At 66.8% G+C, this 21,786-nt stretch carries 26 protein-coding genes and 1 riboswitch; of the genes, 16 read left to right on the forward strand and 10 right to left on the reverse strand.

Translation table 11 applies throughout. The annotated features are described in order from the left end of the window. Nucleotides 1-86: 86 nt before the first annotated feature. The 3 genes from AB4Z42_RS25405 (at nt 87) to AB4Z42_RS25415 (ending at nt 2,744) form a co-directional block, all read left to right on the forward strand. Nucleotides 87-1,214 carry a citrate synthase 2 gene (locus AB4Z42_RS25405; RefSeq protein ID WP_442011996.1) on the forward strand — a complete coding sequence of 376 codons (1,128 nt, stop codon included), beginning with the start codon at nt 87-89 and terminating at the stop codon, nt 1,212-1,214. Beyond that, entirely contained in the window at nt 1,211-1,819 is a 609-nt protein-coding gene (locus AB4Z42_RS25410; protein ID WP_442011997.1) for a maleylpyruvate isomerase family mycothiol-dependent enzyme, read from the forward strand. The genes AB4Z42_RS25405 and AB4Z42_RS25410 overlap by 4 nt, the downstream gene beginning before the upstream one ends. 82 nt (nt 1,820-1,901) lie before the next feature. Then, entirely contained in the window at nt 1,902-2,744 is an 843-nt protein-coding gene (locus tag AB4Z42_RS25415) for a glycoside hydrolase family 16 protein (protein ID WP_442012030.1), read from the forward strand. A gap of 3 nt (nt 2,745-2,747) precedes the next feature. Here the strand turns inward: AB4Z42_RS25415 and AB4Z42_RS25420 are convergent, their stop codons facing one another. Continuing rightward, nucleotides 2,748-4,241, reverse strand: a complete 1,494-nt coding sequence (locus AB4Z42_RS25420; RefSeq protein ID WP_442011998.1) for a glycosyltransferase family 39 protein — start codon at nt 4,239-4,241, stop codon at nt 2,748-2,750. 204 nt (nt 4,242-4,445) lie between these two features. On the opposite strand from AB4Z42_RS25420, the gene AB4Z42_RS25425 reads away from it, so the two are divergent. Further along, nucleotides 4,446-4,898 (forward strand): VOC family protein, encoded by a 453-nt coding sequence (locus AB4Z42_RS25425; RefSeq protein WP_442011999.1) that lies wholly within the window; start codon nt 4,446-4,448, stop codon nt 4,896-4,898. Between the two features lie 21 nt (nt 4,899-4,919). On the opposite strand, the gene AB4Z42_RS25430 is transcribed toward AB4Z42_RS25425, so the two are convergent. Both AB4Z42_RS25430 and AB4Z42_RS25435 read right to left on the reverse strand, forming a co-directional pair. Further along, a complete protein-coding gene (locus tag AB4Z42_RS25430; protein ID WP_442012000.1) occupies nt 4,920-6,599 on the reverse strand; it encodes an FAD-dependent oxidoreductase in 1,680 nt (559 codons plus the stop codon). A gap of 7 nt (nt 6,600-6,606) precedes the next feature. Then, nucleotides 6,607-7,635: an AurF N-oxygenase family protein gene (locus AB4Z42_RS25435; protein ID WP_442012001.1), complete on the reverse strand. Its 1,029-nt coding sequence runs from the start codon at nt 7,633-7,635 to the stop codon at nt 6,607-6,609. A 136-nt stretch (nt 7,636-7,771) separates the two neighbouring features. Here AB4Z42_RS25435 and map point away from each other — a divergent pair, with 136 nt between their 5' ends. Further along, nucleotides 7,772-8,536 carry a type I methionyl aminopeptidase gene (map, locus tag AB4Z42_RS25440; protein WP_442012002.1) on the forward strand — a complete coding sequence of 255 codons (765 nt, stop codon included), beginning with the start codon at nt 7,772-7,774 and terminating at the stop codon, nt 8,534-8,536. Between the two features lie 13 nt (nt 8,537-8,549). Here map and AB4Z42_RS25445 read toward each other — a convergent pair whose 3' ends face one another. Next, complete coding sequence (locus tag AB4Z42_RS25445) at nt 8,550-9,035, reverse strand: CAP domain-containing protein (RefSeq protein WP_442012003.1); 486 nt, start codon at nt 9,033-9,035, stop codon at nt 8,550-8,552. A gap of 144 nt (nt 9,036-9,179) precedes the next feature. Here AB4Z42_RS25445 and serC point away from each other — a divergent pair, with 144 nt between their 5' ends. The 3 genes from serC to AB4Z42_RS25460 all read left to right on the forward strand — a co-directional run bounded on the left by serC (nt 9,180) and on the right by AB4Z42_RS25460 (nt 12,032). Then, nucleotides 9,180-10,292, forward strand: a complete 1,113-nt coding sequence (gene serC, locus AB4Z42_RS25450; protein ID WP_442012004.1) for a phosphoserine transaminase — start codon at nt 9,180-9,182, stop codon at nt 10,290-10,292. 86 nt (nt 10,293-10,378) lie between these two features. Further along, nucleotides 10,379-11,173 carry a septation protein SepH gene (gene sepH, locus AB4Z42_RS25455; protein WP_442012005.1) on the forward strand — a complete coding sequence of 265 codons (795 nt, stop codon included), beginning with the start codon at nt 10,379-10,381 and terminating at the stop codon, nt 11,171-11,173. A 40-nt stretch (nt 11,174-11,213) separates the two neighbouring features. Beyond that, nucleotides 11,214-12,032, forward strand: a complete 819-nt coding sequence (locus AB4Z42_RS25460) for a TIGR03620 family F420-dependent LLM class oxidoreductase (RefSeq protein WP_442012006.1) — start codon at nt 11,214-11,216, stop codon at nt 12,030-12,032. Between the two features lie 6 nt (nt 12,033-12,038). On the opposite strand, the gene AB4Z42_RS25465 is transcribed toward AB4Z42_RS25460, so the two are convergent. The 3 genes from AB4Z42_RS25465 to AB4Z42_RS25475 are packed head-to-tail and all read right to left on the reverse strand — an operon-like array spanning nt 12,039 to nt 13,604. Continuing rightward, nucleotides 12,039-12,311, reverse strand: a complete 273-nt coding sequence (locus AB4Z42_RS25465; protein ID WP_442012007.1) for a DUF2537 domain-containing protein — start codon at nt 12,309-12,311, stop codon at nt 12,039-12,041. Nucleotides 12,312-12,320: 9 nt separating this feature from the next. Continuing rightward, a complete protein-coding gene (locus AB4Z42_RS25470) occupies nt 12,321-13,136 on the reverse strand; it encodes a TrmH family RNA methyltransferase (RefSeq protein WP_442012008.1) in 816 nt (271 codons plus the stop codon). 36 nt (nt 13,137-13,172) lie between these two features. Beyond that, on the reverse strand, nt 13,173-13,604 hold the full coding sequence (locus AB4Z42_RS25475) for a MarR family winged helix-turn-helix transcriptional regulator (RefSeq protein ID WP_442012009.1): 432 nt from the start codon (nt 13,602-13,604) through the stop codon (nt 13,173-13,175). 59 nt (nt 13,605-13,663) lie between these two features. On the opposite strand from AB4Z42_RS25475, the gene AB4Z42_RS25480 reads away from it, so the two are divergent. Together AB4Z42_RS25480 and AB4Z42_RS25485 are read left to right on the forward strand one after the other, a co-directional pair. Beyond that, the gene (locus AB4Z42_RS25480; RefSeq protein WP_442012010.1) at nt 13,664-13,903 is read left to right on the forward strand and encodes a DUF2530 domain-containing protein; all 240 of its coding nucleotides are present in this window, start codon (nt 13,664-13,666) and stop codon (nt 13,901-13,903) included. Nucleotides 13,904-13,930: 27 nt separating this feature from the next. Continuing rightward, nucleotides 13,931-14,386: an SRPBCC family protein gene (locus AB4Z42_RS25485; RefSeq protein WP_442012011.1), complete on the forward strand. Its 456-nt coding sequence runs from the start codon at nt 13,931-13,933 to the stop codon at nt 14,384-14,386. Here the strand turns inward: AB4Z42_RS25485 and AB4Z42_RS25490 are convergent. Continuing rightward, the gene (locus AB4Z42_RS25490) at nt 14,383-15,246 is read right to left on the reverse strand and encodes a DUF3027 domain-containing protein (protein ID WP_442012031.1); all 864 of its coding nucleotides are present in this window, start codon (nt 15,244-15,246) and stop codon (nt 14,383-14,385) included. The two genes, AB4Z42_RS25485 and AB4Z42_RS25490, sit on opposite strands and share 4 nt — an antisense overlap. Nucleotides 15,247-15,436: 190 nt before the next feature. Between AB4Z42_RS25490 and AB4Z42_RS25495 the strand changes: the two genes are divergently transcribed. After that, nucleotides 15,437-17,035 carry an MFS transporter gene (locus AB4Z42_RS25495; protein WP_442012032.1) on the forward strand — a complete coding sequence of 533 codons (1,599 nt, stop codon included), beginning with the start codon at nt 15,437-15,439 and terminating at the stop codon, nt 17,033-17,035. Continuing rightward, nucleotides 17,032-17,526: a DUF2771 domain-containing protein gene (locus tag AB4Z42_RS25500; RefSeq protein ID WP_442012012.1), complete on the forward strand. Its 495-nt coding sequence runs from the start codon at nt 17,032-17,034 to the stop codon at nt 17,524-17,526. The genes AB4Z42_RS25495 and AB4Z42_RS25500 overlap by 4 nt, the downstream gene beginning before the upstream one ends. On the opposite strand, the gene AB4Z42_RS25505 is transcribed toward AB4Z42_RS25500, so the two are convergent. Further along, a complete protein-coding gene (locus AB4Z42_RS25505; RefSeq protein ID WP_442012013.1) occupies nt 17,511-18,515 on the reverse strand; it encodes a glutathione S-transferase family protein in 1,005 nt (334 codons plus the stop codon). The genes AB4Z42_RS25500 and AB4Z42_RS25505 overlap by 16 nt on opposite strands. A 22-nt stretch (nt 18,516-18,537) precedes the next feature. Further along, entirely contained in the window at nt 18,538-18,948 is a 411-nt protein-coding gene (locus AB4Z42_RS25510) for a cold-shock protein (RefSeq protein ID WP_396736432.1), read from the reverse strand. A 142-nt stretch (nt 18,949-19,090) separates the two neighbouring features. Here AB4Z42_RS25510 and AB4Z42_RS25515 point away from each other — a divergent pair, with 142 nt between their 5' ends. The 4 genes from AB4Z42_RS25515 to AB4Z42_RS25530 all read left to right on the forward strand — a co-directional run. Beyond that, complete coding sequence (locus tag AB4Z42_RS25515) at nt 19,091-19,495, forward strand: YccF domain-containing protein (protein WP_442012014.1); 405 nt, start codon at nt 19,091-19,093, stop codon at nt 19,493-19,495. Next, complete coding sequence (gene moaA, locus AB4Z42_RS25520) at nt 19,492-20,541, forward strand: GTP 3',8-cyclase MoaA (RefSeq protein WP_442012015.1); 1,050 nt, start codon at nt 19,492-19,494, stop codon at nt 20,539-20,541. Before AB4Z42_RS25515 ends, moaA begins: the two co-directional genes overlap by 4 nt. Before the next feature lie 4 nt (nt 20,542-20,545). Beyond that, nucleotides 20,546-20,812: a MoaD/ThiS family protein gene (locus AB4Z42_RS25525; RefSeq protein ID WP_442012016.1), complete on the forward strand. Its 267-nt coding sequence runs from the start codon at nt 20,546-20,548 to the stop codon at nt 20,810-20,812. A gap of 252 nt (nt 20,813-21,064) precedes the next feature. Beyond that, nucleotides 21,065-21,239, forward strand: a riboswitch (cyclic di-AMP (ydaO/yuaA leader). A 10-nt stretch (nt 21,240-21,249) separates the two neighbouring features. Beyond that, nucleotides 21,250-21,786, forward strand: a 537-nt coding sequence (locus tag AB4Z42_RS25530; RefSeq protein ID WP_442012017.1) for a transglycosylase family protein, incomplete at its 3' end; no start/stop codon positions are given.

Here is a 21,786-nt window from a genome sequence, read left to right on the forward strand (position 1 = left end):
CACGCAATCACGCTACGCCTCTGCTGCTCGCCGACCTGTTACCGACCGGTAGCAAGCCACGGGCGGGCGGGTGCGAGAATTTGCGCATGACTACGACGTCAGCGGTTCCTGAGGATTTCGTACCCGGACTCGAAGGTGTGGTCGCCTTCACCACCGAGATCGCAGAACCCGACAAAGACGGCGGCGCGCTGCGCTATCGCGGCGTGGACATCGAGGATCTGGTCAGCCAACACGTCACTTTCGGGGATGTGTGGGAGCTGCTGGTCGACGGCAGATTCGGCCACGGACTGCCGCCTGCGGAGCCGTTCCCCCTGCCGATTCACAGCGGCGACGTTCGCGTCGACGTCCAGGCCGGGCTGGCCATGCTCGCCCCGATCTGGGGCTACAAGCCACTGCTGGACATCGAGGACCAGACGGCGCGCGACCAGCTTGCCCGCGCATCGGTGATGGCGCTGTCCTATGTCGCGCAGTCCGCGCGCGGCATCTATCAGCCGGCGGTTCCGCAGCGCATCGTCGACGAATGCTCCACCGTGACAGCGCGATTCATGACTCGCTGGCAAGGCGAGCCCGACCCCAAGCACGTCGAGGCGATTGACGCGTACTGGGTGTCGGCGGCCGAGCACGGCATGAACGCGTCGACGTTCACCGCCCGGGTGATCGCGTCGACCGGTGCGGACGTCGCGGCAGCCCTGTCGGGCGCCATCGGCGCGATGAGCGGCCCGCTGCACGGCGGTGCGCCCGCGCGGGTGATCCCGATGATCGAAGAAGTCGAGAAGACCGGCGACGCGCGCGCGGTCGTCAAGGGAATCCTTGACCGCAAGGAAAAGCTGATGGGCTTCGGCCATCGGGTCTACCGCGCCGAGGACCCCCGGGCGCGCGTGCTGCGGGCGACGGCCAAACGGCTGGAGGCGCCCCGCTACGAGGTGGCCGCCGCGCTGGAACAGGCCGCGCTCGCCGAGTTGCGGGAACGCCGCCCGGACCGCGCGATCGAGACCAACGTCGAATTCTGGGCCGCCGTCATCCTGGATTTCGCACAGGTGCCGACCCACATGATGCCTGCGATGTTCACCTGCGGTCGCACCGCGGGCTGGTGTGCGCACATTCTCGAGCAGAAGCGGCTCGGCAAGTTGGTCCGCCCGGCGGCCCTCTACGTGGGGCCCGAACCCCGTAGTCCGGAGTCCGTCGAGGGGTGGGACCACGTCTCGCGATCGTGACGACGGAACCGTTCGGCGCAGCGGCGACGAGCTTCGCCGCACTGGTGCATGCGATTCCGGCAGGTAAGTGGGGCGAGCCCGGCCTTGGCGATTGGGATATCCGCGCGCTGGTCGGCCACACCTCCCGATCACTGACCACCGTGCGCAACTATCTGCGGACCACCGCCGAGCGCGTGGACATCACGACGCCGGCGGAGTACTACGTGCGGGTCAATCCGGCGGCGCTGGGTATCGACCCCGCCGATGTCGCGGAGCGCGGCAGACAGGCGGGCAGGGACCTCGGCGATGATCCGGCGGCCGCCGTCGACGAGTTGGTGTCGTTGGTGCGCGCCGATCTCGCATCGGTCGACGACCCGGTGATCACCGTGATCGGCGGACTGGGCATCCGGTTGCACACGTATTTGCCGACGCGAACCTTTGAGCTAGCTGTGCACGGGCTGGACATTGCCAGGGCGCTCGATATCCCGTTCCCGCTGCCAGCGGAGGCGCTCGCCGAGGCACTGGATGTTGCGACCCGAGCGGCGATCGCGACGGGTCAGGGCGAGTCCGTGCTGATGGCGCTGACCGGGCGGTTAGCGCTGCCGCCGTCGTTCTCCATCGTGTGAACGGCAGTTAGATACAACACGTGCGAGGACCGAAATGAACCTAAACGCGGAGTCGTCCTCTTAAGGTGGGCGGGTGCCTCAGATGGATCGCCGCAACATGATGACGATGGCGGGTCTCGGCCTTTTGGCCGCCACGATTCCCGTAGCCCAAGCTCAAGCGAGCCCGCTGGATCGCATACCGCGACCGGCCCAACCGCCGACCGGCGATCCGGGCACCTACATCTTCCAGGATGAGTTCGACGGGCCTGCGGGGTCCGCACCCGATCGGTCCAAGTGGATCATCCAGACCTGGCAGGACGACGTGTTTCCCCCGGTTGCGGGGATTTACCGCGACGATCGCCGCAATGTGTTCCTCGACGGCAACTCCAACCTCGTGCTGCTCGCCACCAACGACATGGGCACGTACTACGGCGGCAAGCTGCGGGGCATCTGGCGGGGCATGATCAACCAGACGTGGGAAGCGCGAATCAAACTCGACTGCCTGACCCCAGGCGCCTGGCCGGCGTTCTGGGCGGTCAACGAGGATCCGCTGCCCGACGGTGAGGTCGACATCTTCGAGTGGTACGGCAACGACGCGTGGGCGCCGGGGACGACCGTGCATGCCGCGTCGAACGGTAAGACGTGGGAGGGCAAATCGATCCCCGGTCTCGTCGACGGCGACTGGCACACCTGGCGGATGCGGTGGGACGAGGACGGTTTCAAGTTCTGGCGCGATTACGTCGACGGTGCCGAACCGTACTTCGCGGTGCCTCCGACGCCGATCCAGGTCTCGGGAAGGCCCGGCGACCTCCGGTGGCCGTTCAGCATCCCCGGTTATTGGATGCAGCCGATGTTCACCCTTGCGGTCGGCGGCCCAGGCGGCGGCGATCCGGCCCGGGGTCACTTCCCCGCGGCGATGCTGGTCGACTACATCCGCGCCTGGTAGCGCTCAGCGCGCTGCCCTGATGACCTGAACCAGGTTGAACTGCCAGCGCTCCAGTAGGTGGTAGCCGGGGTCTCGGGTTACCGCGAACGCCGTGGTGCCGCCGAACAGTGGACCTGGTTCCATCGCCAGGTTCTGTTCGTGGGCGGCCCGTGACGGGTCGGCCTGGGTGATGATCCAGACGACGCGGCAATCGTGGAGGGGACCGACCGACGCCTCGGGTATGAGGTTGGTGTCGAAGACGTCGTGGCGATCGGTTGCCTTCTGCCACAAGCTGATATCGACGACGTTGCGGTAGGCGTCGGGGCGCGCAGCCAGCAGCGGGCGCATCGGGGCGGGCATGAAGGTGACGGTGTCGTTCACCATCAGGCAGTCACCCGGCGCAGCCTTCTGCTCGATCAGGTCGGCCACCTGGCTGTAGTCCATTCCGTACTTGGCGTACGGGCTGCGTTGTACCAGTAGATAATTCGGCGCTGCCGCGAGTGCGATCACGCTGAGCACCGCCGCTGCCATCCACGGCCGGATCGCCAACGCGCCGGTACACACGCCCAGCGCGAGCGCGATCGCCGGTGCGGTGAAGCACAGATAGCGTGGCGTATAAATCGGGTGGACCGCCGCCGAGTAGCCGAGGATCACGGCGGTGGGAACCACTAGCCACGCCATCGCCAGCGCCAGCAGCTGGCGAGCCGGCCCAGTCAGTTGCGCAGATGTGAAGCGCCACAAGATGATTACCGTCACCACCACACAGGCGGACACGATCAGGAACAGCGGGCTTCTCTCGAAGTATTGCTGGACGGCCACGTCTTCGACCGTCCGGCCGCCAACCGGCGAGATCCAGACGATCTGATGCGCCTGACCGACGGCCAGCCGGACGAACGGCGCGACGGCAAGGCACGCGCACACCGCGGTGATGCCGAACCGTACGACGACCTTTCGCCCCGGCCGGTAGACACACAGGAATACGGCGTGCGCCACGAACATCAGCGCGAGATACACGTCGAGCAGGATCGACGTCACCATCGCGACGCCGTACACGAGCCAGACCCAGTCGCTGTCGCGGCGTGCAGCGTGGACGAGCAATACGGTCGACCAGGCCGCCATCATCATCGTCAGTGCGTATGGCCGGGCTTCGATACCTGCCCATGTCGCGCGGGGCAGGACCGCGCAGATGACCCCGGCGCTCAGGGCGACGGTGCGAGACGAGAACTGCTTGCCGAGGACGACCAGGCCGGCCGCTGCGCCGCCGACCGCCAGTGCGCTCGGCACGCGCGAGAAGAATTCCGTGGGCGGGAAGATGGTGAACCAGCCGTGCATGAGCAGGTAATAGAGACCGTGGACGGCATCGACGGTGCCCATCATCTGCCAGAGCTGCGCAAGCGAGCGACTGTATGACGCCGAGATCGTCGCGGCCTCGTCGTACCAGAACGACGGGCGGCCAGCGCCTGCCAGGCTGATCGCGGCGGCGAGGATGCCGACGATGAGGGGGTCCAGTACGACCACCCGCGGTCTCGTTAGGACTCCCCGCCCAGGCACGCCGCTATGTTGCCAGAGTTCGGCCTGCGATTTCGGCGGGGCCGGTCACGCTGAGGGTGACTCAGCACGCCGAAATCGCAATCATGGCGCCCGGTGCGATGAGTTTGGCCCGCCGGGCGGGTCGTACTCATAGCCCGCGAGGGAAAACACAACTCATATAGGAGACTGCTCATGGCAATCGACGTCCAGCCGGCCATATCCCCCCATCTCGTCGTCGACGATGCGGCGGCGGCCATCGATTTCTACGTCAAGGCCTTCGGCGCCGAGGAGTACGGCCGGGTTCCCGGGCCCGACGGCAAGCTCATCCACGCGGCACTGAACATCAACGGGTTCACGGTGATGCTCAACGACGACTTCCCCGAGATGAGCGAGGGCAAGTCGATGACCCCCACGGCACTCGGCGGCACGCCGGTGACCATCCATCTGACCGTCACCGATGTCGACGCCAAGTTCCAGAAGGCCGTCGATGCGGGCGCCACGGTGATTCATCCGCTGGAGGACGCCTTCTGGGGCGACCGATACGGCGTCGTCCGCGATCCGTTCGGCCACCAGTGGTCGATGGGTCAGCCGATGCGCGAGGTCAGCATGGAGGAGATCCAGGAGGCGATGAAGCAGAGCCAGTAACGACTCGCGGCGATCATCGACCTAGCGACGTAAGCCGGCGAGCACGCGTTCGCGCATCGACGGCGCGGGTGCGGCGGCCGCCGCGGCCAGCATGTCGGCGACGGTCGTGAACTTGTCGCGGGGCCGATGCTCGCCGCCGCGGTCGATCTCCGCCGCGTCGATCGCGCGCCAGCCCGCGGCGTCGACCATGTCGGGCCGCCTGCGCCGCACGAGCTTGTCCAGCGCGGCGGGCTTAACTGCCGGGTCAGCGAGCAGTCCCGCGTTGTAGTCGGCCACGAGGTTGTGCACCGTCTGTCCCGCACACGACTTGTTGGTGCCGATGAAGCCGGTGGGACCGCGTTTGATCCAGCCCGCGACGTAGCTGCCCCGCACGGGCTCGCCCGAATCCGGATCGACGACGCGGCCGCCGTCGTTGGGCACCACCGCGGTGGCTTCGTCGAACGGAAGATCGCGAATCGGCCTGCCGCGGTATCCGATTGACGTCAACACCAGGCCGGCTTCGAGCTGACGACGCTCATCGGTGTCGGTGAGGTTGAACTCGATGCCGGTCACGGCGACGTCTCCGAGCACCTTGTGGGGTGTGAGGCGGTAGGCCAGTCGGATGCGGGGCCGCGATGCAGGCGCCGACGCGTCACCGAGCTTGCTCAGGACCTCGAGCTTGTTGCGCGTGAGCGGATCCCGTTCGGCGGCCAGGTCGGCCTGCACGAGGTCGTGGTCGGCGCCGTCGAGCACCATGTCGCACGTCGACGTCAGCCCGATCAGTTCCGGAAGCGTGAAGGCCGAGTGCGCCGGACCCCTTCGGGCGGCGATGACGACCTCTGCCACGTTCGAACGGCGCAGCGCGGCAAGGGCGTGGTCCGAGATGTCCGTGGCAGCCAAAGCGTCGGGGTCGGTGGTCAGGATGCGGGCCACGTCGAGCGCCACGTTGCCGTTGCCGACGATCACCACCCGCTCATGGCTCAAATCGACTGGCAATTCAGTGAATTCGGGATGCCCGTTGATCCACGCGACCATCTCGGTGGCGGTGCCCGTGCCAGGCAGATCCATGCCGTCGATGTCGAGGCGGCGGTCGTTGGGCGCGCCGACGGCGTACAGCACGGCGTGATGATGAGCCAGCAGGTCGGCGTGCGTCACGTCCGATCCCACGTCGACGTTGAGGTAGAACGTGAACCCGGGCAGCCGCGTCACCTTGTCGAAAAGGCGCGTGACCCGTTTGGTGCTCTGGTGATCGGGGGCGACCCCGGCACGCACCAGCCCGTACGGCGTTGGCAGCCGCTCGAATACGTTGACGCGCACGCCCCGCTGGGTCAGCAGTTCGTCGGCTGCGTACATCGCCGCGGGCCCCGAACCGACGATCGCCACCGTCAACGGCGCACCGGAGCGCGGCCGCACCATAGGCGCTTCGATCACGGGCGCGAGCTTGGACGTCGGCGGCAGCTTCCCCTCGGGCTTGGGATAAAAGGAAGCGTTCAGGTCGACGAACGGCAGCTGTTGGGGTTCCAGCCGGGTGTCGGGCGAGATGGCGCCGACGGGGCACGCCGACACACATGCGCCGCAGTCGACGCACGCGACCGGGTCGATGTAGAGCATCTCCGCGGTGGCGAAGCCGGGCTCGTCCGGTGATGGGTGGATGCAGTTCACCGGACACGCGTAGACACAGGACCCGTCGCTGCAACACGACTGGGTGATCACATGAGGCATGGGAGCCCTAGGCGACCGATACCAAGTGCTGGCGGGCCGGCTCACTGCGATACCGGCTGGGCCGGCCGCTGATTCGGCACATCCGCCAGATCAGTTTCGCGAGCGGATTCATCAGCCCAGTGTCGTGCGCGAGCATCCGAACGTCGCCGAACATGTCGCGCAGCATCTGCCGCGACTCGGGTGAGGCGAAGAAGATCTCCTTGCGGACCGACCTCGGGATGTCGAATTCCTTCCAGAACGCGCGCGGCGGCACGATGATCGCCGAGCACAGCACGCGCATCACGACCGGAACGTAGAGCGACAGCCAGAACCGCTTGCGCCGCGGCAGGTCGGGCACCCGCTTGCGCAGATACTCATGCGCGAACGAGATGTGCCGCGCCTCTTCGGCCACGTGGATGGCCATCACGCGCTCCATGATCGGATGCAGCGTCTTGCCCTCGCGCAGCACGTTCTTCTGGGTGTGATCGATGGGCTCCTCGCCGGCCAGGATGCCGAACCAGAACGGAATCGGCAGCGGCCCTGCGACCAGCGGGATGGCCGGCTGGATCCACTTCAGCAACCGGGGCATCCCGGGCACGTCGGCACCGATGCGGTTCACCATCTCCTGGAACATCATGGTGTGGTTGCACTCCTCGACCGCCTCGTGCAGGCAGTACCGGTACTCCGGTGAGCCGTTGGGCGTCCAGAAGGCGTATTCCATGAGTCCGCGGATCAGGATCGACTCGAAGTGCAGCCCGACCTTGGCGACGTTGGCCTGGCGCCACATGCCAATCTCGATCTGCCGTTCCTTCGCCTGAGCCTGATACCAGGAGTGCTGACCGATCGGGTCTGTCGCGGGCAGAATCCAGCGCTCGTCGTTCTCGATCACCTTGAACTCCGGGGAGTCCCAGTCGATGTCGGTGTAGGGGTTGAAGTTGCGTCGCACTGACCCCTCGGACAGTGTGGTGAGCATGTCGACGTACGCCGTGTCGTCGCTGACATCCATGTTGCGGCGCCAGCGTCTGATCAATCCGGTCTTGGCTTCTTTCACTGCCATTCGAAGCCTCCTAAGTGAGGTTTACATTTACGCCTTGGGTGTCCAACACGGTACCGCAGGTATCGCATACTTGAAATACCCATTCCTGCATGTGGTACACCAGCCCCATACGCGGAAAATGTGACGGGGGACACACATGGTTGAGCTGAAGACCAACACGGAGATCGACGCGATGGCGGATGCCGGCGCTGTCGTCGCCGACGCTCTGCGCGCCGTCATCGACTTCGCGAAACCCGGCGTGACCACGATGGATCTGGACCGCGTCGCCGCAGACGTACTGGCCCGCCACGGCGCATCCTCGCCGTTTCTCAACTATCACCCGCGATGGTCGCCGAGCCCTTTTCCGGCGGTGCTGTGCGTGAGCGTCAACGACGCCGTCGTGCACGGCATCCCCAATGACTATGTGCTCGCGGACGGCGACCTGGTCTCGGCCGACTTCGGCGCGACCCTGCGCGGCTGGACCGGCGATGCGGCGCGCAGCTTCATCGTCGGAACCCCGCGCCCCGAGGACGCCGCGCTGATCGAGGCCGCCGATGCCGCCTTAGCCGCAGGCATCAAGGCGGTGCGGCCCGGCAACCGGCTCGGCGATATCGGCTACGCGATCTCGTCGACGATCCACCGTGCGGGCTTCGGCCTGCTCGCCCACCACGGCGGCCACGGCATCGGGCGCACCATGCACGAGGATCCGGACGTGCCCAACGAGGGCAGACCGGGAAAGGGCATGAAGTTGCGCCCCGGCCTGGTGATCGCGATCGAGCCGATGCTGATCGGCGACGGCACCGATGAGTACCGTCACGACCCCGACGGGTGGACGCTACGAACAGCGTCGGGCGCCCGCGCCGCCCACAGTGAGCACACCGTCGCCGTCACCTCCGACGGCGCCCGCATCCTGACCAATTAGTCAGCAGCAGAGGCTATTTCGCCCCGAAATCCCCTGTCGCGGTCATCATGCTGCCGTTTCTCACCGCCGAGAAGCCCGCCTCGGTCAACGCGCAGTTGGTGATGATCGCGCGGTGCCCCGGACTGTTCATCCACCAGTTGACCGCGGCGGCGGGGCTACCGCCGGGGCCGTTGGCCCAGAAGACGACCTCGCCGAGATTGGAGTAGCCCGCGTAACCCGCGTCGGTGACACGTTGGGACAGGGAGGAGCCGTCCGAACCCGTGTGCGCCGCCACCCCGGTGATGAGCATGTCGTTGGCGTGCCGCGCCGCCGACGTCGTCAGCTGCGGGTTGGCCGCAAGCGGCCCACAGCCGTTCGCCGCGCGCGTTGCATTGATCTCATTCAGCAGCTCACCGCCGTCATCGGCGTACGCAGGTGCAGCGGCCAGCACCGAACCGAATGTCGCGAGCGCAGCCACACATACCGGCACAAGCGTCGAACTTTTCCCGCGACTGATCATGGTGCCCCCCAAGGGCTCAGTCCCCGACACATCACATTATGGATACAAAACGGTTCCATCGCGTGTTCTTTACCCACTTTTGCCGCATTTTCTGCATACGAACCCCGCAGAAACCCCGTATGTACGGTCACTACTCTGGTTCGCATGGCCGACCTGACAATTCCCGCCGACCTCAAGCCCCGCGACGGCCGCTTCGGATGCGGACCGTCCAAAGTGCGCCCTGAGCAGCTGCAAGCGCTGGCCGCTGCGGGCGATGTCTTCGGGACGTCGCACCGCCAGGCCCCGGTCAAGAACCTTGTCGGCCGGGTTCGCGACGGGTTGAGCCAGCTGTTCTCTCTGCCCGACGGCTACGAGGTCATCCTCGGTAACGGCGGCACCACTGCCTTTTGGGACGCCGCCGCGTTCGGACTGATCGACAAGCGTTCCCTGCATCTGACCTACGGCGAGTTCAGTGCCAAGTTCGGCTCGGCGGTGGCCAAGAACCCGTTCGTCGGCGACCCGATCATCGTCAAGGCCGATCCGGGCAGCGCGCCCACCCCGCAATCGGACCCGTCCGTCGACCTCATCGGGTGGGCACACAACGAAACATCGACCGGCGTCGCGGTCCCCGTTCAGCGGCCCGCCGGCTCCGACGGCGCGTTGATTGCCATCGACGCCACGTCGGCGGCAGGCGGTCTGCCCGTCGACATCGCCGACACCGATGCCTACTACTTCGCGCCGCAGAAGAACTTCGCCAGCGACGGCGGCCTCTGGGTGGCCATCCTCTCCCCCGCCGCGCTCGCCCGCGTCGAGTCCATCGCCGGGTCGGGCCGCTGGGTGCCCGAGTTCCTGTCGCTGCCGATCGCAATCGAGAACAGCCTCAAGAACCAGACGTACAACACCCCGGCGATCGGCACGCTGATCATGTTCGCCGACCAGCTCGAATGGATGCTGGGCAACGGCGGCCTGGACTGGGCGGTCAAGCGCACTGCGGACTCGTCACAGCGGCTGTACAGCTGGGCGGAGGCATCGAAGGTCGCCACGCCGTTCGTCGCCGATCCCGAACTGCGGTCGCAGGTGGTGGGCACCGTCGACTTCGCCGATGACATCGACGCCGCGGCGATCGCCAAGGCACTTCGGGCCAACGGAGTCGTCGACACCGAGCCCTACCGCAAACTCGGCCGCAACCAGTTGCGCGTCGGCATGTTCCCGGCCGTCGACCCGGACGACGTCAGCGCGTTGACCGCGTGCATCGATTGGGTGGTAGAACGCCTCTGACCTGCCCGCGTGTCTACCTGGTAACGGGCAGATAACGCAGTAGGGTCGCCCTGATCGGGCAACGTATGCGCCCGGAGGAGGTCGACATGCGGAAACTCAAAGTCGTCGGATTAGACGTCGATGGCAAACAAATCATGTGCGAGGCCGACGACTCCGGCGAGAAGTTCCTGTTGCTCTCCGACGACCGATTGCGGGCCGCCGTGCGGGGCGAAAAGACCGGCTCCGCATCGTCTCAGGCCACCCCTCAGACCACCGATGAGGTGTCAAGCGTGCTGCGTCCCAAAGAGATTCAGGCCAAGATTCGTGCCGGCGCTTCGGTCGAGCAGGTCGCCGCAGCCTCCGGCGTCGACTACGCGCGGGTCGAGCGGTTCGCTCATCCGGTCCTGCTGGAACGTTCCAGGGCAGCCGAGCTGGCAACCGCGGCGCATCCGGTGCTTGCCGACGGGCCCTCGGTGCTGACGCTGCTGGAGACGGTGACGACGTCGCTGATCGCCCGCGGTCTCAGCACCGATGCCACCAACTGGGATGCCTGGCGCAACGAGGACGGTCGCTGGACCGTGCAGATGGCGTGGCAAGCCGGACTGTCGGACAACACCGCGCACTTCCGGTTCACGCCCGGCGCGCACGGCGGCACAGTGACCGCCCTCGACGACTCGGCATGCGAGCTCATCGACCCGGACTTCGCACGTCCGCTTCGGCCGGTTGCAGCAGTCCCGCAGCTGGACATGGCGGAGCCGGAACCGGTCGCCGAGCCCGAACTCGACCTCGAGCCCCAGCCGGCACCGCCCGCCGCACCGAAGCCGCGGGCACGCAAGGGCAAGCCACCGGTCCCGGCCTGGGAAGACGTGCTGCTCGGTGTGCGGTCCAGCGGGCAACGCTGAGGCTTGACCTGAACTTCTGTTGAGGTCCTAACGTGCGGATATGACCCACGTTTCGGGACCGCTCGGACCGATCGGCCTCGCCAGTGCGCTTCCCTACACCGACGATCCTGCGGTGGTGGCCGACGAGGCCCGCCACGCCGAACTACTAGGTTTCGCCACCTTATGGCGGTCCGGCAAGTTGCCGATGCTCGAAGCCGCGGTGCGTGCCACCGAAACGATTCCCGTCGCAACCGGCATCGTCGGTGTCTCGGCGGTGGCGGCCACCGATGTGATCACCACCTACACCGCACTGCAGCGCGACCACCCCGACCGCTTCATCGTCGGGCTCGGCGGCGCGCACGATGCGCATCCGCTCGCGACGCTGAACAACTACTTCGACGACTTGGACGCTGCGGGGATCCCCGCCGGCTCCCGGATCCTGGCGGCACTGGGCCCCCGCATGCTCGCGTTGGCGAGGGACCGCACCGGCGGGGCATACCCGTTCCTGGTGACACCGCCATACGTCGCCGCCGCGCGCCAGATGCTGGGTCACGACCGGCGACTGGCCGTGCTGTTGATGGTCATCCCGGTCACCGACCGGGAGCAGGCGCGACGGGCGGCCGCCGAACCACTGGGCTTTCTGACCAAAGTCGGCGGCTATCGCAGGAATCTGAGCCGGCTGGGTTTCTCCGCGGCCGATATCGACACCGTGAGCGATCGACTGCTCGACGGCGTCACCGCCTGGGGTGATCTCGAGTCCATCGCCGCGCGGGTGGCCGAATATCGCGAGGCCGGCGCCGATCAGGTCGTCCTGCGCATCCTCGGAGTGGAGGAGCTCGCGGCGTGGCGCACCAGATTGGCCGAGACGCTGATTGCGTGAATTCGGTTACTGCGCAATCGCGATGGCCAGCACGGCGATCCATGCGCAGGCCACACCCACTGTGGCGCCAAGCAAAAACCAGCGCCAGACCAGTCGCTTGCGCCATTCCCAGACGGTCGGGGCCAGGCCGCCGACGGCGACCAGATTGAGCCCGACGGCCAGCATCGGATGCACCCGCATCAACCCCATGCTCAGCACCACGATCGCGGCGGCCACCACCGCGGCGACGAACGCGGCTACCGTCAGGCCCATCGCCCACGGAGTCGAGTCGTCGGTCACCGGTTCAATCTATCGTCCGACCCTGGCCCGTTCGTAGAACGCGAGTGCCGCGGCAGTGGCGACGTTCAGCGAATCGGTGCCCCGCGACATGGGGATGCGCACCCGCAAGTCACTGGCCCACATGGCGCGTTCCGACAGCCCGGGTCCTTCGGCGCCAACAAGCACCGCCAACCGCTGGTCGGCGACCTCCGACATCGCATCGGCCAGCGTAAGGGCGGCCGGGTCGGGCGTCATCGCAAGCAGCCGAAAGCCGTTGTTCCGCAACATCTCCAGATCGCCCGGCCAATCCGCAGCCCATGCGTAGGGCACCAGCAGAGCGTGGCCCATCGAGACCCGGACCGCGCGCCTGTACAGCGGGTCGGCGCATCCGCTGCCGAAGACGATCGCGTCGACGTCGAGGCCTGCGGCGTTGCGGAAGATCGACCCGAGGTTCTCGTGATCGTTGACCCCTTCGAGGACGGCTACGGTATTGGCGTCGCCGAGCACGTCAGACACCGAGAGTTCGGGTGGGCGGGACGCCGATGCCAGCACGCCACGGTTGAGGTGGAATCCCACGACATCGGCCATCACGTCAGCGGCCACGCGGTAGTACGGCGCAGCGACGGCCGCCAGGTCGGTGGCCAATTCGTTGAGGCGCCGGTCGGTACCCAGCAGTGCGCGGGGCGCGAACCGCGAGACGAGCATGCGCTGCACCACCAAGACTCCCTCGGCGATGACCAGGCCCTTGCCGGTGGGTAGGTCCGGCCTGCGGTCCACACTGTTGAGATCGCGGAAGTCGTCCAGCCGAGGGTCTGCAGGGTCGGTGACGTCGATTACTTCTGACAATCCCCGCTCGCTACGCTCGTGCCCGCCGGATGCCGCTCACGCGCTTTCGTCGACTATCGCCGACATCAGGTCAGCGGCCGTCAGGAGCGCGTCACGTTGCCCGGAATCAAGGGTGGCCAGCCGTTGCGACAGCCATTCCTGGCTCGCCCGGCGCTCGGCGTCGATCAACTCGGCGCCGGCCGGTGATACCGACACCAGGACCTGGCGACGGTCGACCGGATGTGCCGTACGCGCAATGAGACCCAGCTCGCTGAGGGAGGCGATCACTCGCGTCATCGACGGCGGACGCACCCGCTCGCGCTCGGCTAACGCCCCCGGCGTCATCGCACCCTCCTTGGCGAGCGTCGTGAGGGCCGAGAGCTGTGACAGCGAAACGTGGGAATCGGGGCGTCGGAAGCGCAATTGACGTGCCAGCCGGATGACTGCGAGCGAAAGATCGCTCGCCAGCCGACTGTCGGGATCCTGCACAGGCAAAGAGTACCTAGCAGGTCTGAAGAAGTGCGCGCCAATGGGTTAGGTTTTGATCGATGACCCCGCAACCGCCGGCCCTGCCGCCGGGCCTGCTCAAGCCGTGGCCGGTGATCGCTGTGATCACGGTCGGATGGCTGGTGGCTACGTTGTTGGCGTTCACGGTGCCGGGGCTGCACGACTGGCGGCCATACGCAGTGGCCGGGTTGGGCGTGGGTGTGCTTGGCACGTCGATCTTTCTGTGGCAGCGTCAGGCGGTGCGACGCGGATCGCGCGGCGCGCAGAGTGGACTCGACTGAATTCGTCGACAGGCCGAGGAGGTAGCGATGGCAGAGCCGCTGTTGCAAGCGCACATCGAGATCGATGCCCCCGCGACGAAGGTCTGGTCATTGATCTCAGACCTCAGCCGGATGCCGGAGTGGAGCCCACAGTGCCGGTTGATGAAGACGCTGGGCGGACCGCTGCGACAAGGCAGCCGGACGGTGAACCTCAACCGGCGCAACTTTCTGGTCTGGCCGACCACAAGCCGGATCACGGAGTTCCTCCCGGAGAAGAAGCTGGCGTTCCGGGTGAACCAGAACGGGACCGTCTGGAGTTATGAGCTCGAGCCCACACCTACTGGCACCAAGCTGACCGAAAGCCGCCATGCGGAAAACGGGGTGTCAGCGTTCTCGAACATGTCGGTCAATGCGCTCATGGGCGGTGTGCCCAGTTTCGAGCGGGAACTCGTCGACGGGATGAAGCAGTCGCTGTCGCGGATCAAGGCCGCCGCCGAAAGCTAGTCGGCGGCCGGTTCGTCCGGTGCGGCCGGTTCGACCGCTTCGTCCGGTTCGGCCGGTTCGGCCGGTTCGGCCGGTTCGGTGACGTCGAGGACGCCGTCGTCATAAGGATCGAAGAGTGGAGATCCGGTGCCCGCGGGCTGTGGGGTGTCCGAGTGCGCGCCACAGCCGTATTCGGAATCGACCACCTGGCCGTCGGCGGACATCTCGTTGGCGCACACGCCGAACATCAAGCCGAGCGAACCGGACAGCGGGAGATAGAAGCCGCAATCGCGACATTGGCGGCGGGTGGACCGCGCCATCGCCGAACCGGGACCGTGCTCACCGTCGTGCCAGCGCTGCGCGGCATCGGCGCGACCCCACGGACCGAGCACCTGCTTGCGGCCGAAGCCCACCTCGGCGGCGACCTCGTCGACCTCGGGGTCCCCGCTGGACATGAAGCCGGGCACCAGCCGCGGGTCCTCCGTGGGCGGGGCGAGCAGATCGCCGGGACTCAGATCGCCTGGCTTGACCCGGTCCTCCCACGGCACCCACTTCGGTGCGAGCAGCGCCGTCGGCCCCGGTACCAGCACCACTTCGCTGATGGTGGCGTGATCCGCGCCGGGGCATGCGGCCATCACGACCGCCCACTGCCAGCCGCGGTAGCCGGGCATATCGGCCAGGAACCGGTGGGTGGCCGAGGTCGGATCGTCGAAGCCGGCACCGAGGTACTCCCCGACGGTGTCCTCACCGCTGAACTCGACGATCGCGGCGCGCGCGTCATCGACGGAGCCCAGAAGCACCGTCTCGAGGTCAGGCCTGGCCGCGGGGTCCCCGGAGGGGGATTCCACGCCGTGCTCGGTGGATTGCGTCACGATGTCCATCGTCATCAATATTGCCCCAGCGCCGGACGAGTAGCCACACCGGTCGGCTGCACGCGTGCCGACGCCTCGATGGGGGAGAATCTTTGACGTGACCGGACCCCGCCGTGACGACAGGGACTCGTCGGCCTGGCGTGAGGATCGCTACTACCCACCTCGTCCGCCCGCAGGCGCAGACGAAGAGCATCCGGGGATGGCCAACTACCCCAGTGACCCCGACGACAGGGGCTACCGCCGGGCACGCCGGTCTGATCCCACGCCGAGCGCCAACAGGTGGCTGCCACCGCTCGACGAGCCGTCACGGCCGCACACGTCGGGGCCCCCGCCGCACTCCGTCGGCGCCGCGGGAGGCCAACGGGTCACGGTGACACGAGCGGCCGCGCAACGCAGCCGCGAGATGGGCTCCAAGATGTATGGCCTCGTGCACCGCGCCGCTACGGCCGACGGCGCCGACAAGTCCGGGCTGACCGCGCTGACGTGGCCGGTGGTGGCGAACTTCGCGGTCGACGCCGCCATGGGTGTTGCGCTTGCCGACACCCTGTTCTTCGCGGCGGCCTCCGGCGAAAGCAAGGGCAAGGTCGCGCTGTACCTGTTGATCACCATCGCACCGTTCGCCGTCATCGCGCCCCTGATCGGGCCCGCGCTGGACCGACTGCAGCATGGTCGTCGGGTCGCACTGGCCACGTCGTTCATATTGCGCACCGCGCTGGTGGTGGTGTTGATCGCCAACTTCGACGGGGCGACGGGCAGCTTCCCGCCGTGGGTGCTCTATCCGTGCGCACTGGGAATGATGGTGCTGTCCAAGTCATTCAGCGTGTTGCGCAGCGCGGTGACGCCGCGCGTGCTGCCGCCGTCGATCGACCTGGTCCGGGTGAACTCGCGGCTGACGATGTTCGGCCTACTCGGCGGAACGATGGTCGGTGGCGCCGTCGCCGCGGCCGCGCAGTATCTCTTCCGGGTTCTGGAACTGCCCGGTGCGCTGTACGTCGTCGCCGCCGTCTCGGTGGTCGGCGCGGGACTGGCGATGCGGATCCCGAAGTGGGTCGAGGTGACGGAAGGCGAAGTGCCCGCGACGCTGAGCTACCACGGCGGCACAGATGAGTTGCGCCGCCATCCCGAGCCGCACAAGACTCCGTCAACCGCGCGACAACCGTTGGGCCGCAACACTATCACCGCGCTATGGGGCAACTGCACCATCAAAGTGATGGTGGGCTTTTTGTTCCTCTACCCGGCCTTCTACGCCAAATCGCATGACGCCAGCGGTTGGGAGCAGCTGCGCATCCTCGGGTTGATCGGCGCGGCGGCCGGGATCGGCAACTTCGTCGGCAATCTGGCCAGCGCGCGCATGAAGCTCGGCCACCCCGCGCAGATGGTCGTGCGCTGCGCCATCGCGGTCACCGCAAGCGCGCTGGCGACCGCCGTCGCAGGCAACCTGCTGGTGGCCGCGATCGGCACCCTGATCACCTCTGGGGCAAGCGCTATCGCCAAGGCGTCGCTGGACGCGTCGTTGCAAGACGATCTGCCCGAACGATCGCGCGCATCGGCCTTCGGGCGTTCGGAGTCCTTGCTGCAGCTGGCCTGGGTCGCGGGCGGGGCGATCGGCGTGCTGATCTACACCCAGTTGTGGGTCGGGTTCACGGGCGTCAGCGCCGTCTTGATCGTCGGTCTGGCGCAGACGATCGTGAGCTATCGCGGCGACTCCCTGGTACCGGGCCTCGGCGGTAACCGCCCGGTGCTCGCCGAACAGGAGGGCGGACGGCGCCCCGACAGCGCGGCGGTGGCGCCCGAGTGAAACGTGTTTTGGCCGCATTGGCGGTCGTGGTGGTCGTCGCGTCCGCAGCGACCGGCGTGCTGATCTGGCGGCTCGCGCAGCATCCGCCGCCGAAGCATCCCGAGATCAGTGCTTACGCCGATGGCAGCTTGGTGCGGGTCGGGCCCTACAGCTACTGCGACGTGGTCAACCTCAATGACTGCGAAAACCCGGAGACAATAGGCGAACTCGCGGTCGACGGCCGGCATCCGGTGCAGCTGTCCGTGCCCCCCGCGATCGCCGATGCACCCTGGCTGCTCGGTCGCACGTACGAGGGGTCCGACGTGCTGGAGGAGTTCCGGCCGGACACCACGCTGGCGGTCACCATCCCCACCGTCGACCCGCATCGCGGAAAGCTGACCGGCTTCGTCGTGCAGTTGCCCACGATCGTCGTCGACCAGGAGGGCAACGAATTCCCGTCGTACCACGCCGAGTGGTCGGTGCGAACGGTCTGGCCTCAGCCCGCTCCGTGACCCTCGGGCACCCGTTCGCCATCGCGCGTCGGACCCGGCGGGGTGCCATCGCCAAACGGCCTGCCGCCCAACGCCTCCCGGCCGTGTGGGGTGAGCCAATTCGACAGGTCCGGGCCCTTCGGCACGATCTGTGTCGGGTTGATGTCGGAGTGCACGATGTAATAGTGCTGTTTGATCTGCACGAAATCGGTGGTGTCACCGAAGCCGGGCGTCTGGAACAGGTCGCGGGCATAGGCCCACAGCACCGGCGACTCGGAGAGCTTGTTGCGGTTGCATTTGAAGTGTCCGTGATAGACGGGATCGAACCGGGCCAGCGTCGTGAACAACCGCAGATCGGCCTCGGTGATGGTGTCGCCCACCAGATATCGCTGATTCTTCAGCCGCTCTGACAGCCAGTCCAGCGCGGTGAACAACCGGTCGTAGGCCTTGTCGTAGGAGTCTTGTGATCCGGCGAATCCGCATCGGTACACGCCGTTGTTGACCTCGGTGTAGATGCGCTGGGCGACGTCGTCGATCTCGTCGCGCAGCGGTTCGGGATACAGCTGCGGCGCACCTTCGCGGTGGAATTCGGTCCACTCGGTGGAGAAGTCCAGCGTCATCTGGGCGAAGTCATTGGTGACGACCTCACCCGTCGGCACGTCGACTATGGCGGGCACCGTGATGCCCTTCGGATAGTCCGGGAACCGCCTGAGGTAGGCGTCCTTGAGCCTCGGAATCTTCAGGACCGGGTCGACGCCGCCGGGATCGAGGTCGAACGTCCAGCTGTCCTGATCGTGAGTGGGACCGCAAAAGCCAATGGAGAGAACGTCTTCCAGTCCGAGCAGCCGACGGACGATGATCGTCCGGTTCGCCCACGGGCAGGCTCGCGCCACAACGAGCCGGTACCGCCCGGACTCGACGGGATACCCGTCGCGACCGTCGGCGGTGATTCGCGTGGTGATGTAGTTGGTGTCGCGGTTGAATTCGCCTCCGCCGGCGACATATGCCATGGGTCCAGTTGTACCCGCAGAATCAGGCGTCGAGTTCGCTCGCGACGGCGCGGACCACTTCGGACACCCTTCGCGCGACCTTGCGATCGGGATACCGGCCCTTGCGGAGCTCGGGCTGCACAGCGCCTTCCAGCAGCGTGATCATGTCCTCGACCATGCCGTGCAGTTCGTCGGGCGTGTGCTTGTGCTCGGCGGCGGCCGCCTCGCGCCGGGTGCGCGTCAGGCTCGGCGGCGCGTCGAGGATCTTCACACTCAACGCCTGCGGACCGCGTCGACCTGCGGCCATGCCGAACTCGACTTTTTGCCCTGCCTTGAGTCCCTCGACGCCGGACGGCAGCGCGGAGGACCGGACGTAGACGTCCTCGCCCTCCTCCTGCGACAGAAAGCCGAAACCCTTCTCGGCGTCATACCACTTAACGCGGCCAGTCGGCACTGGTCCTCACCTGCTTGTCTTCTAAAGCGCTCAACATAAGGAAAGCGTCCCGTGCGCAGGGACGCGTCTGCCGATCCTACTCGGACCTCGAACCTCCCTCACCACCTTTACTCGGTAGGCTGGGACGACCGCTGGAGGTGAGATGCGCCTGATCCTGAACGTCGTATGGCTGATCTTCGGCGGCCTCTGGCTGGCTCTGGGCTACCTGCTGGCCGCCCTGATCTGCTTCGTGCTGATCATCACGATTCCGTTCGGATTCGCCGCATTGCGGATCGCGTCCTATGCGTTGTGGCCGTTCGGCCGCACCATCGTCGACAAGCCCGGAACGCGGCCCGGTGCGCTGGTCGGAAACGTCATCTGGGTCATCCTGTTCGGAATCTGGCTGGCCATCGGCCACGTCGTGACCGCGGTGGCGATGGCGGTCACGATCATCGGTATCCCGCTGGCGCTGGCCAACCTCAAGCTGATCCCGGTATCGCTGATGCCATTGGGCAAGGAGATCGTTCCCGTCGACGACATCAACAGGCCGGTCGGAGCGTTGGTATGACCGTCATCGACCTGGGAGTGCCCTCGCTGGGCCCAGCGGATCCGGCGCCCGCCGACGGTCCGCTCGTCGACACGTTCGGCCGGATCGCCACCGATCTGCGGGTGTCGCTGACTGATCGGTGCAATCTGCGCTGCACATATTGCATGCCCGCCGAAGGACTGGACTGGATGCCGGGCGATCAACTGCTGGCGCCCGCCGAGTTGACCCGCCTGCTGCGCATCGCCGTGACGAGACTCGGAATCACCAGCGTTCGCTTCACCGGGGGCGAGCCGTTGGTCGTCAAAAACCTCGAGGACATCGTCGCGGCCACCGCCTCACTAGGACCGCGGCCCGAAATCACGTTGACCACCAACGGAATTGGTCTCGCCAGGCGCGCCGCGAAATTGAAGCAGGCCGGCCTGGACCGCATCAACGTGTCGCTGGACACCGTCGACGCTGCACGCTTCACCCGGATCACCCGCCGCGACCGGCTGCACGATGTGCTTGCCGGTCTGCAGGCCGCCAAGGACGCCGGGCTGAATCCGGTGAAGGTCAATGCGGTGCTCGATCCGGTTACCGGCCTGGACGACGCCCCCGAACTTTTGCGGTTCTGTGTCGACCATGGATACCAGCTGCGCATCATCGAACAGATGCCACTCGATGCGGGCCACCAGTGGCAGCGCGCTAAGGCCATCAGCGCCGACGATGTGCTCGCCGTCCTGCGCCGACACTTCGACCTGGCACCCGATTCGGCTCCGCGGGGCTCGGCGCCTGCGGAACTGTGGCGGGTCGATGGCGACCGCGGACTGGTTGGAATCATCGCCTCCGTCTCGCATGCATTCTGTTCGGCCTGCGACCGCACCCGCCTCACCGCCGACGGTCAGGTGCGCAACTGCCTGTTCGCGCGGCAGGAGACAGATCTGCGCCGACTGCTCCGGACGGGTGCCGACGACGACGCGCTCGAAGCGGCGTGGCGCGCCGCGATGTGGGCCAAGGCCGCAGGCCACGGCATCAACGACCCCGGCTTCGTGCAGCCGGATCGCCCGATGAGCGCGATCGGCGGCTAGTGGAGTGACGACGACCACCGACGTTGTGGTGACCGTGCGGTTTTTCGCTGCGGCGAGGGCGGCAGCGGGTCACGAAGAGGAGACGATCCGGATTCGGCCGGAAACGACGATCTCCGAACTCGTCGATCAACTCGGCGACCGCGACGCGAATCTCGCGAAAGTGTTGATGCGCTGCTCGTTTTTGTGCGACGGCGTCGCGGTCCGCGACGCGGACGTGGCGCTCATCAACGCCCAGACCATCGATGTTCTTCCGCCGTTTGCCGGCGGGTGATGGTGATATACATCACATAACGAATAGGTCACGAACTGGCTACGGCCCGGTGGTGCGAGGCAAACACCTGCGACAACAGTCGGATCCCCTGCGGGTTTAGAGCTCTATTAAGATTTGCCGCAGCCGAAATCGCCGTTATCTGCAAAAGATGATGTTTCCCAACGCAGCCATTACGGTCACTACCCAAGTCCCTCGACCTCAATCGGGTGACCCGCTGTGCCCCGATCGCGCCGAGCTCCGTCCAGTCGGGTCCCAGTCACAACGAACAACTTTGGACGGAGGCGGGGGACCCACCGGTCCACCGAAAGGACCAGGAGCCGAATTCGACTCCTTGGGGTGAAGCCGGCGTCGTTTCGACGCCGCCGGCCGGGCAACCTCTCCAGCCCGAACCCGACAGCTGACCTCGCGGGCGCAGAAGAGAGGACATCAGCGCACCTATGAGTGGACGGCATCGCAAGCCAGCTACATCGGCCGTAAGCGTCGCGAAGATCGCCTTCACCGGCGCAGTCATCGGCACTGGAGGCCTCGCCCTTTCCGGGCAGGCCAACGCCGCGACTGACGGAGAGTGGGATCAGGTCGCCAGCTGCGAATCCGGCGGCAACTGGGCCATCAACACCGGCAACGGATACCACGGTGGACTTCAGTTCTCGCCGAGCACCTGGTCGAGCAATGGCGGCGGCGAATACGCGCCGTCTGCGTTCCTGGCCTCCAAGGACGAGCAGATTGCCGTCGCCGAGCGCGTGCTCGCCGGTCAGGGCAAGGGCGCATGGCCGGTATGCGGCACAGGCCTGTCCGGACCGACCCCGCGCGAAGTCGCCCCGCCCCCGCCGGAGCCGCTGAACGGCCAGCTGCCGCCTCCGCCGCCGTTCAACCCGTTCGCGCCGCCGCCTCCGCCGCCGCCCGCGCCCTTCGATGCGTTGGCCGCGCCGGTTCCCCCGCCGCCGGCACCGCTGCCTCCCCCCGCACCCCCGGCC

This window comes from Mycobacterium sp. 2YAF39, assembly GCF_052114565.1.
In the GTDB taxonomy this organism is placed as follows: Bacteria; Actinomycetota; Actinomycetes; order Mycobacteriales; family Mycobacteriaceae; genus Mycobacterium.

Excerpts from the sequence above, each read along its gene's own strand:
- map (WP_442012002.1), top strand. The coding sequence starts at position 7,772 with ATGGTTGAGCTGAAGACCAACACGGAGATCGACGCGATGGCGGATGCC.
- AB4Z42_RS25495 (WP_442012032.1), top strand. The coding sequence starts at position 15,437 with ATGGCCAACTACCCCAGTGACCCCGACGACAGGGGCTACCGCCGGGCA.
- AB4Z42_RS25460 (WP_442012006.1), top strand. The coding sequence starts at position 11,214 with ATGACCCACGTTTCGGGACCGCTCGGACCGATCGGCCTCGCCAGTGCG.
- serC (WP_442012004.1), top strand. The coding sequence starts at position 9,180 with ATGGCCGACCTGACAATTCCCGCCGACCTCAAGCCCCGCGACGGCCGC.
- AB4Z42_RS25405 (WP_442011996.1), top strand. The coding sequence starts at position 87 with ATGACTACGACGTCAGCGGTTCCTGAGGATTTCGTACCCGGACTCGAA.
- AB4Z42_RS25435 (WP_442012001.1), bottom strand. The coding sequence starts at position 7,635 with ATGGCAGTGAAAGAAGCCAAGACCGGATTGATCAGACGCTGGCGCCGC.
- AB4Z42_RS25485 (WP_442012011.1), top strand. The coding sequence starts at position 13,931 with ATGGCAGAGCCGCTGTTGCAAGCGCACATCGAGATCGATGCCCCCGCG.
- AB4Z42_RS25425 (WP_442011999.1), top strand. The coding sequence starts at position 4,446 with ATGGCAATCGACGTCCAGCCGGCCATATCCCCCCATCTCGTCGTCGAC.
- sepH (WP_442012005.1), top strand. The coding sequence starts at position 10,379 with ATGCGGAAACTCAAAGTCGTCGGATTAGACGTCGATGGCAAACAAATC.
- AB4Z42_RS25490 (WP_442012031.1), bottom strand. The coding sequence starts at position 15,246 with ATGGACATCGTGACGCAATCCACCGAGCACGGCGTGGAATCCCCCTCC.
- AB4Z42_RS25480 (WP_442012010.1), top strand. The coding sequence starts at position 13,664 with ATGACCCCGCAACCGCCGGCCCTGCCGCCGGGCCTGCTCAAGCCGTGG.
- moaA (WP_442012015.1), top strand. The coding sequence starts at position 19,492 with ATGACCGTCATCGACCTGGGAGTGCCCTCGCTGGGCCCAGCGGATCCG.
- AB4Z42_RS25445 (WP_442012003.1), bottom strand. The coding sequence starts at position 9,035 with ATGATCAGTCGCGGGAAAAGTTCGACGCTTGTGCCGGTATGTGTGGCT.
- AB4Z42_RS25415 (WP_442012030.1), top strand. The coding sequence starts at position 1,902 with ATGGATCGCCGCAACATGATGACGATGGCGGGTCTCGGCCTTTTGGCC.
- AB4Z42_RS25505 (WP_442012013.1), bottom strand. The coding sequence starts at position 18,515 with ATGGCATATGTCGCCGGCGGAGGCGAATTCAACCGCGACACCAACTAC.
- AB4Z42_RS25515 (WP_442012014.1), top strand. The coding sequence starts at position 19,091 with ATGCGCCTGATCCTGAACGTCGTATGGCTGATCTTCGGCGGCCTCTGG.
- AB4Z42_RS25430 (WP_442012000.1), bottom strand. The coding sequence starts at position 6,599 with ATGCCTCATGTGATCACCCAGTCGTGTTGCAGCGACGGGTCCTGTGTC.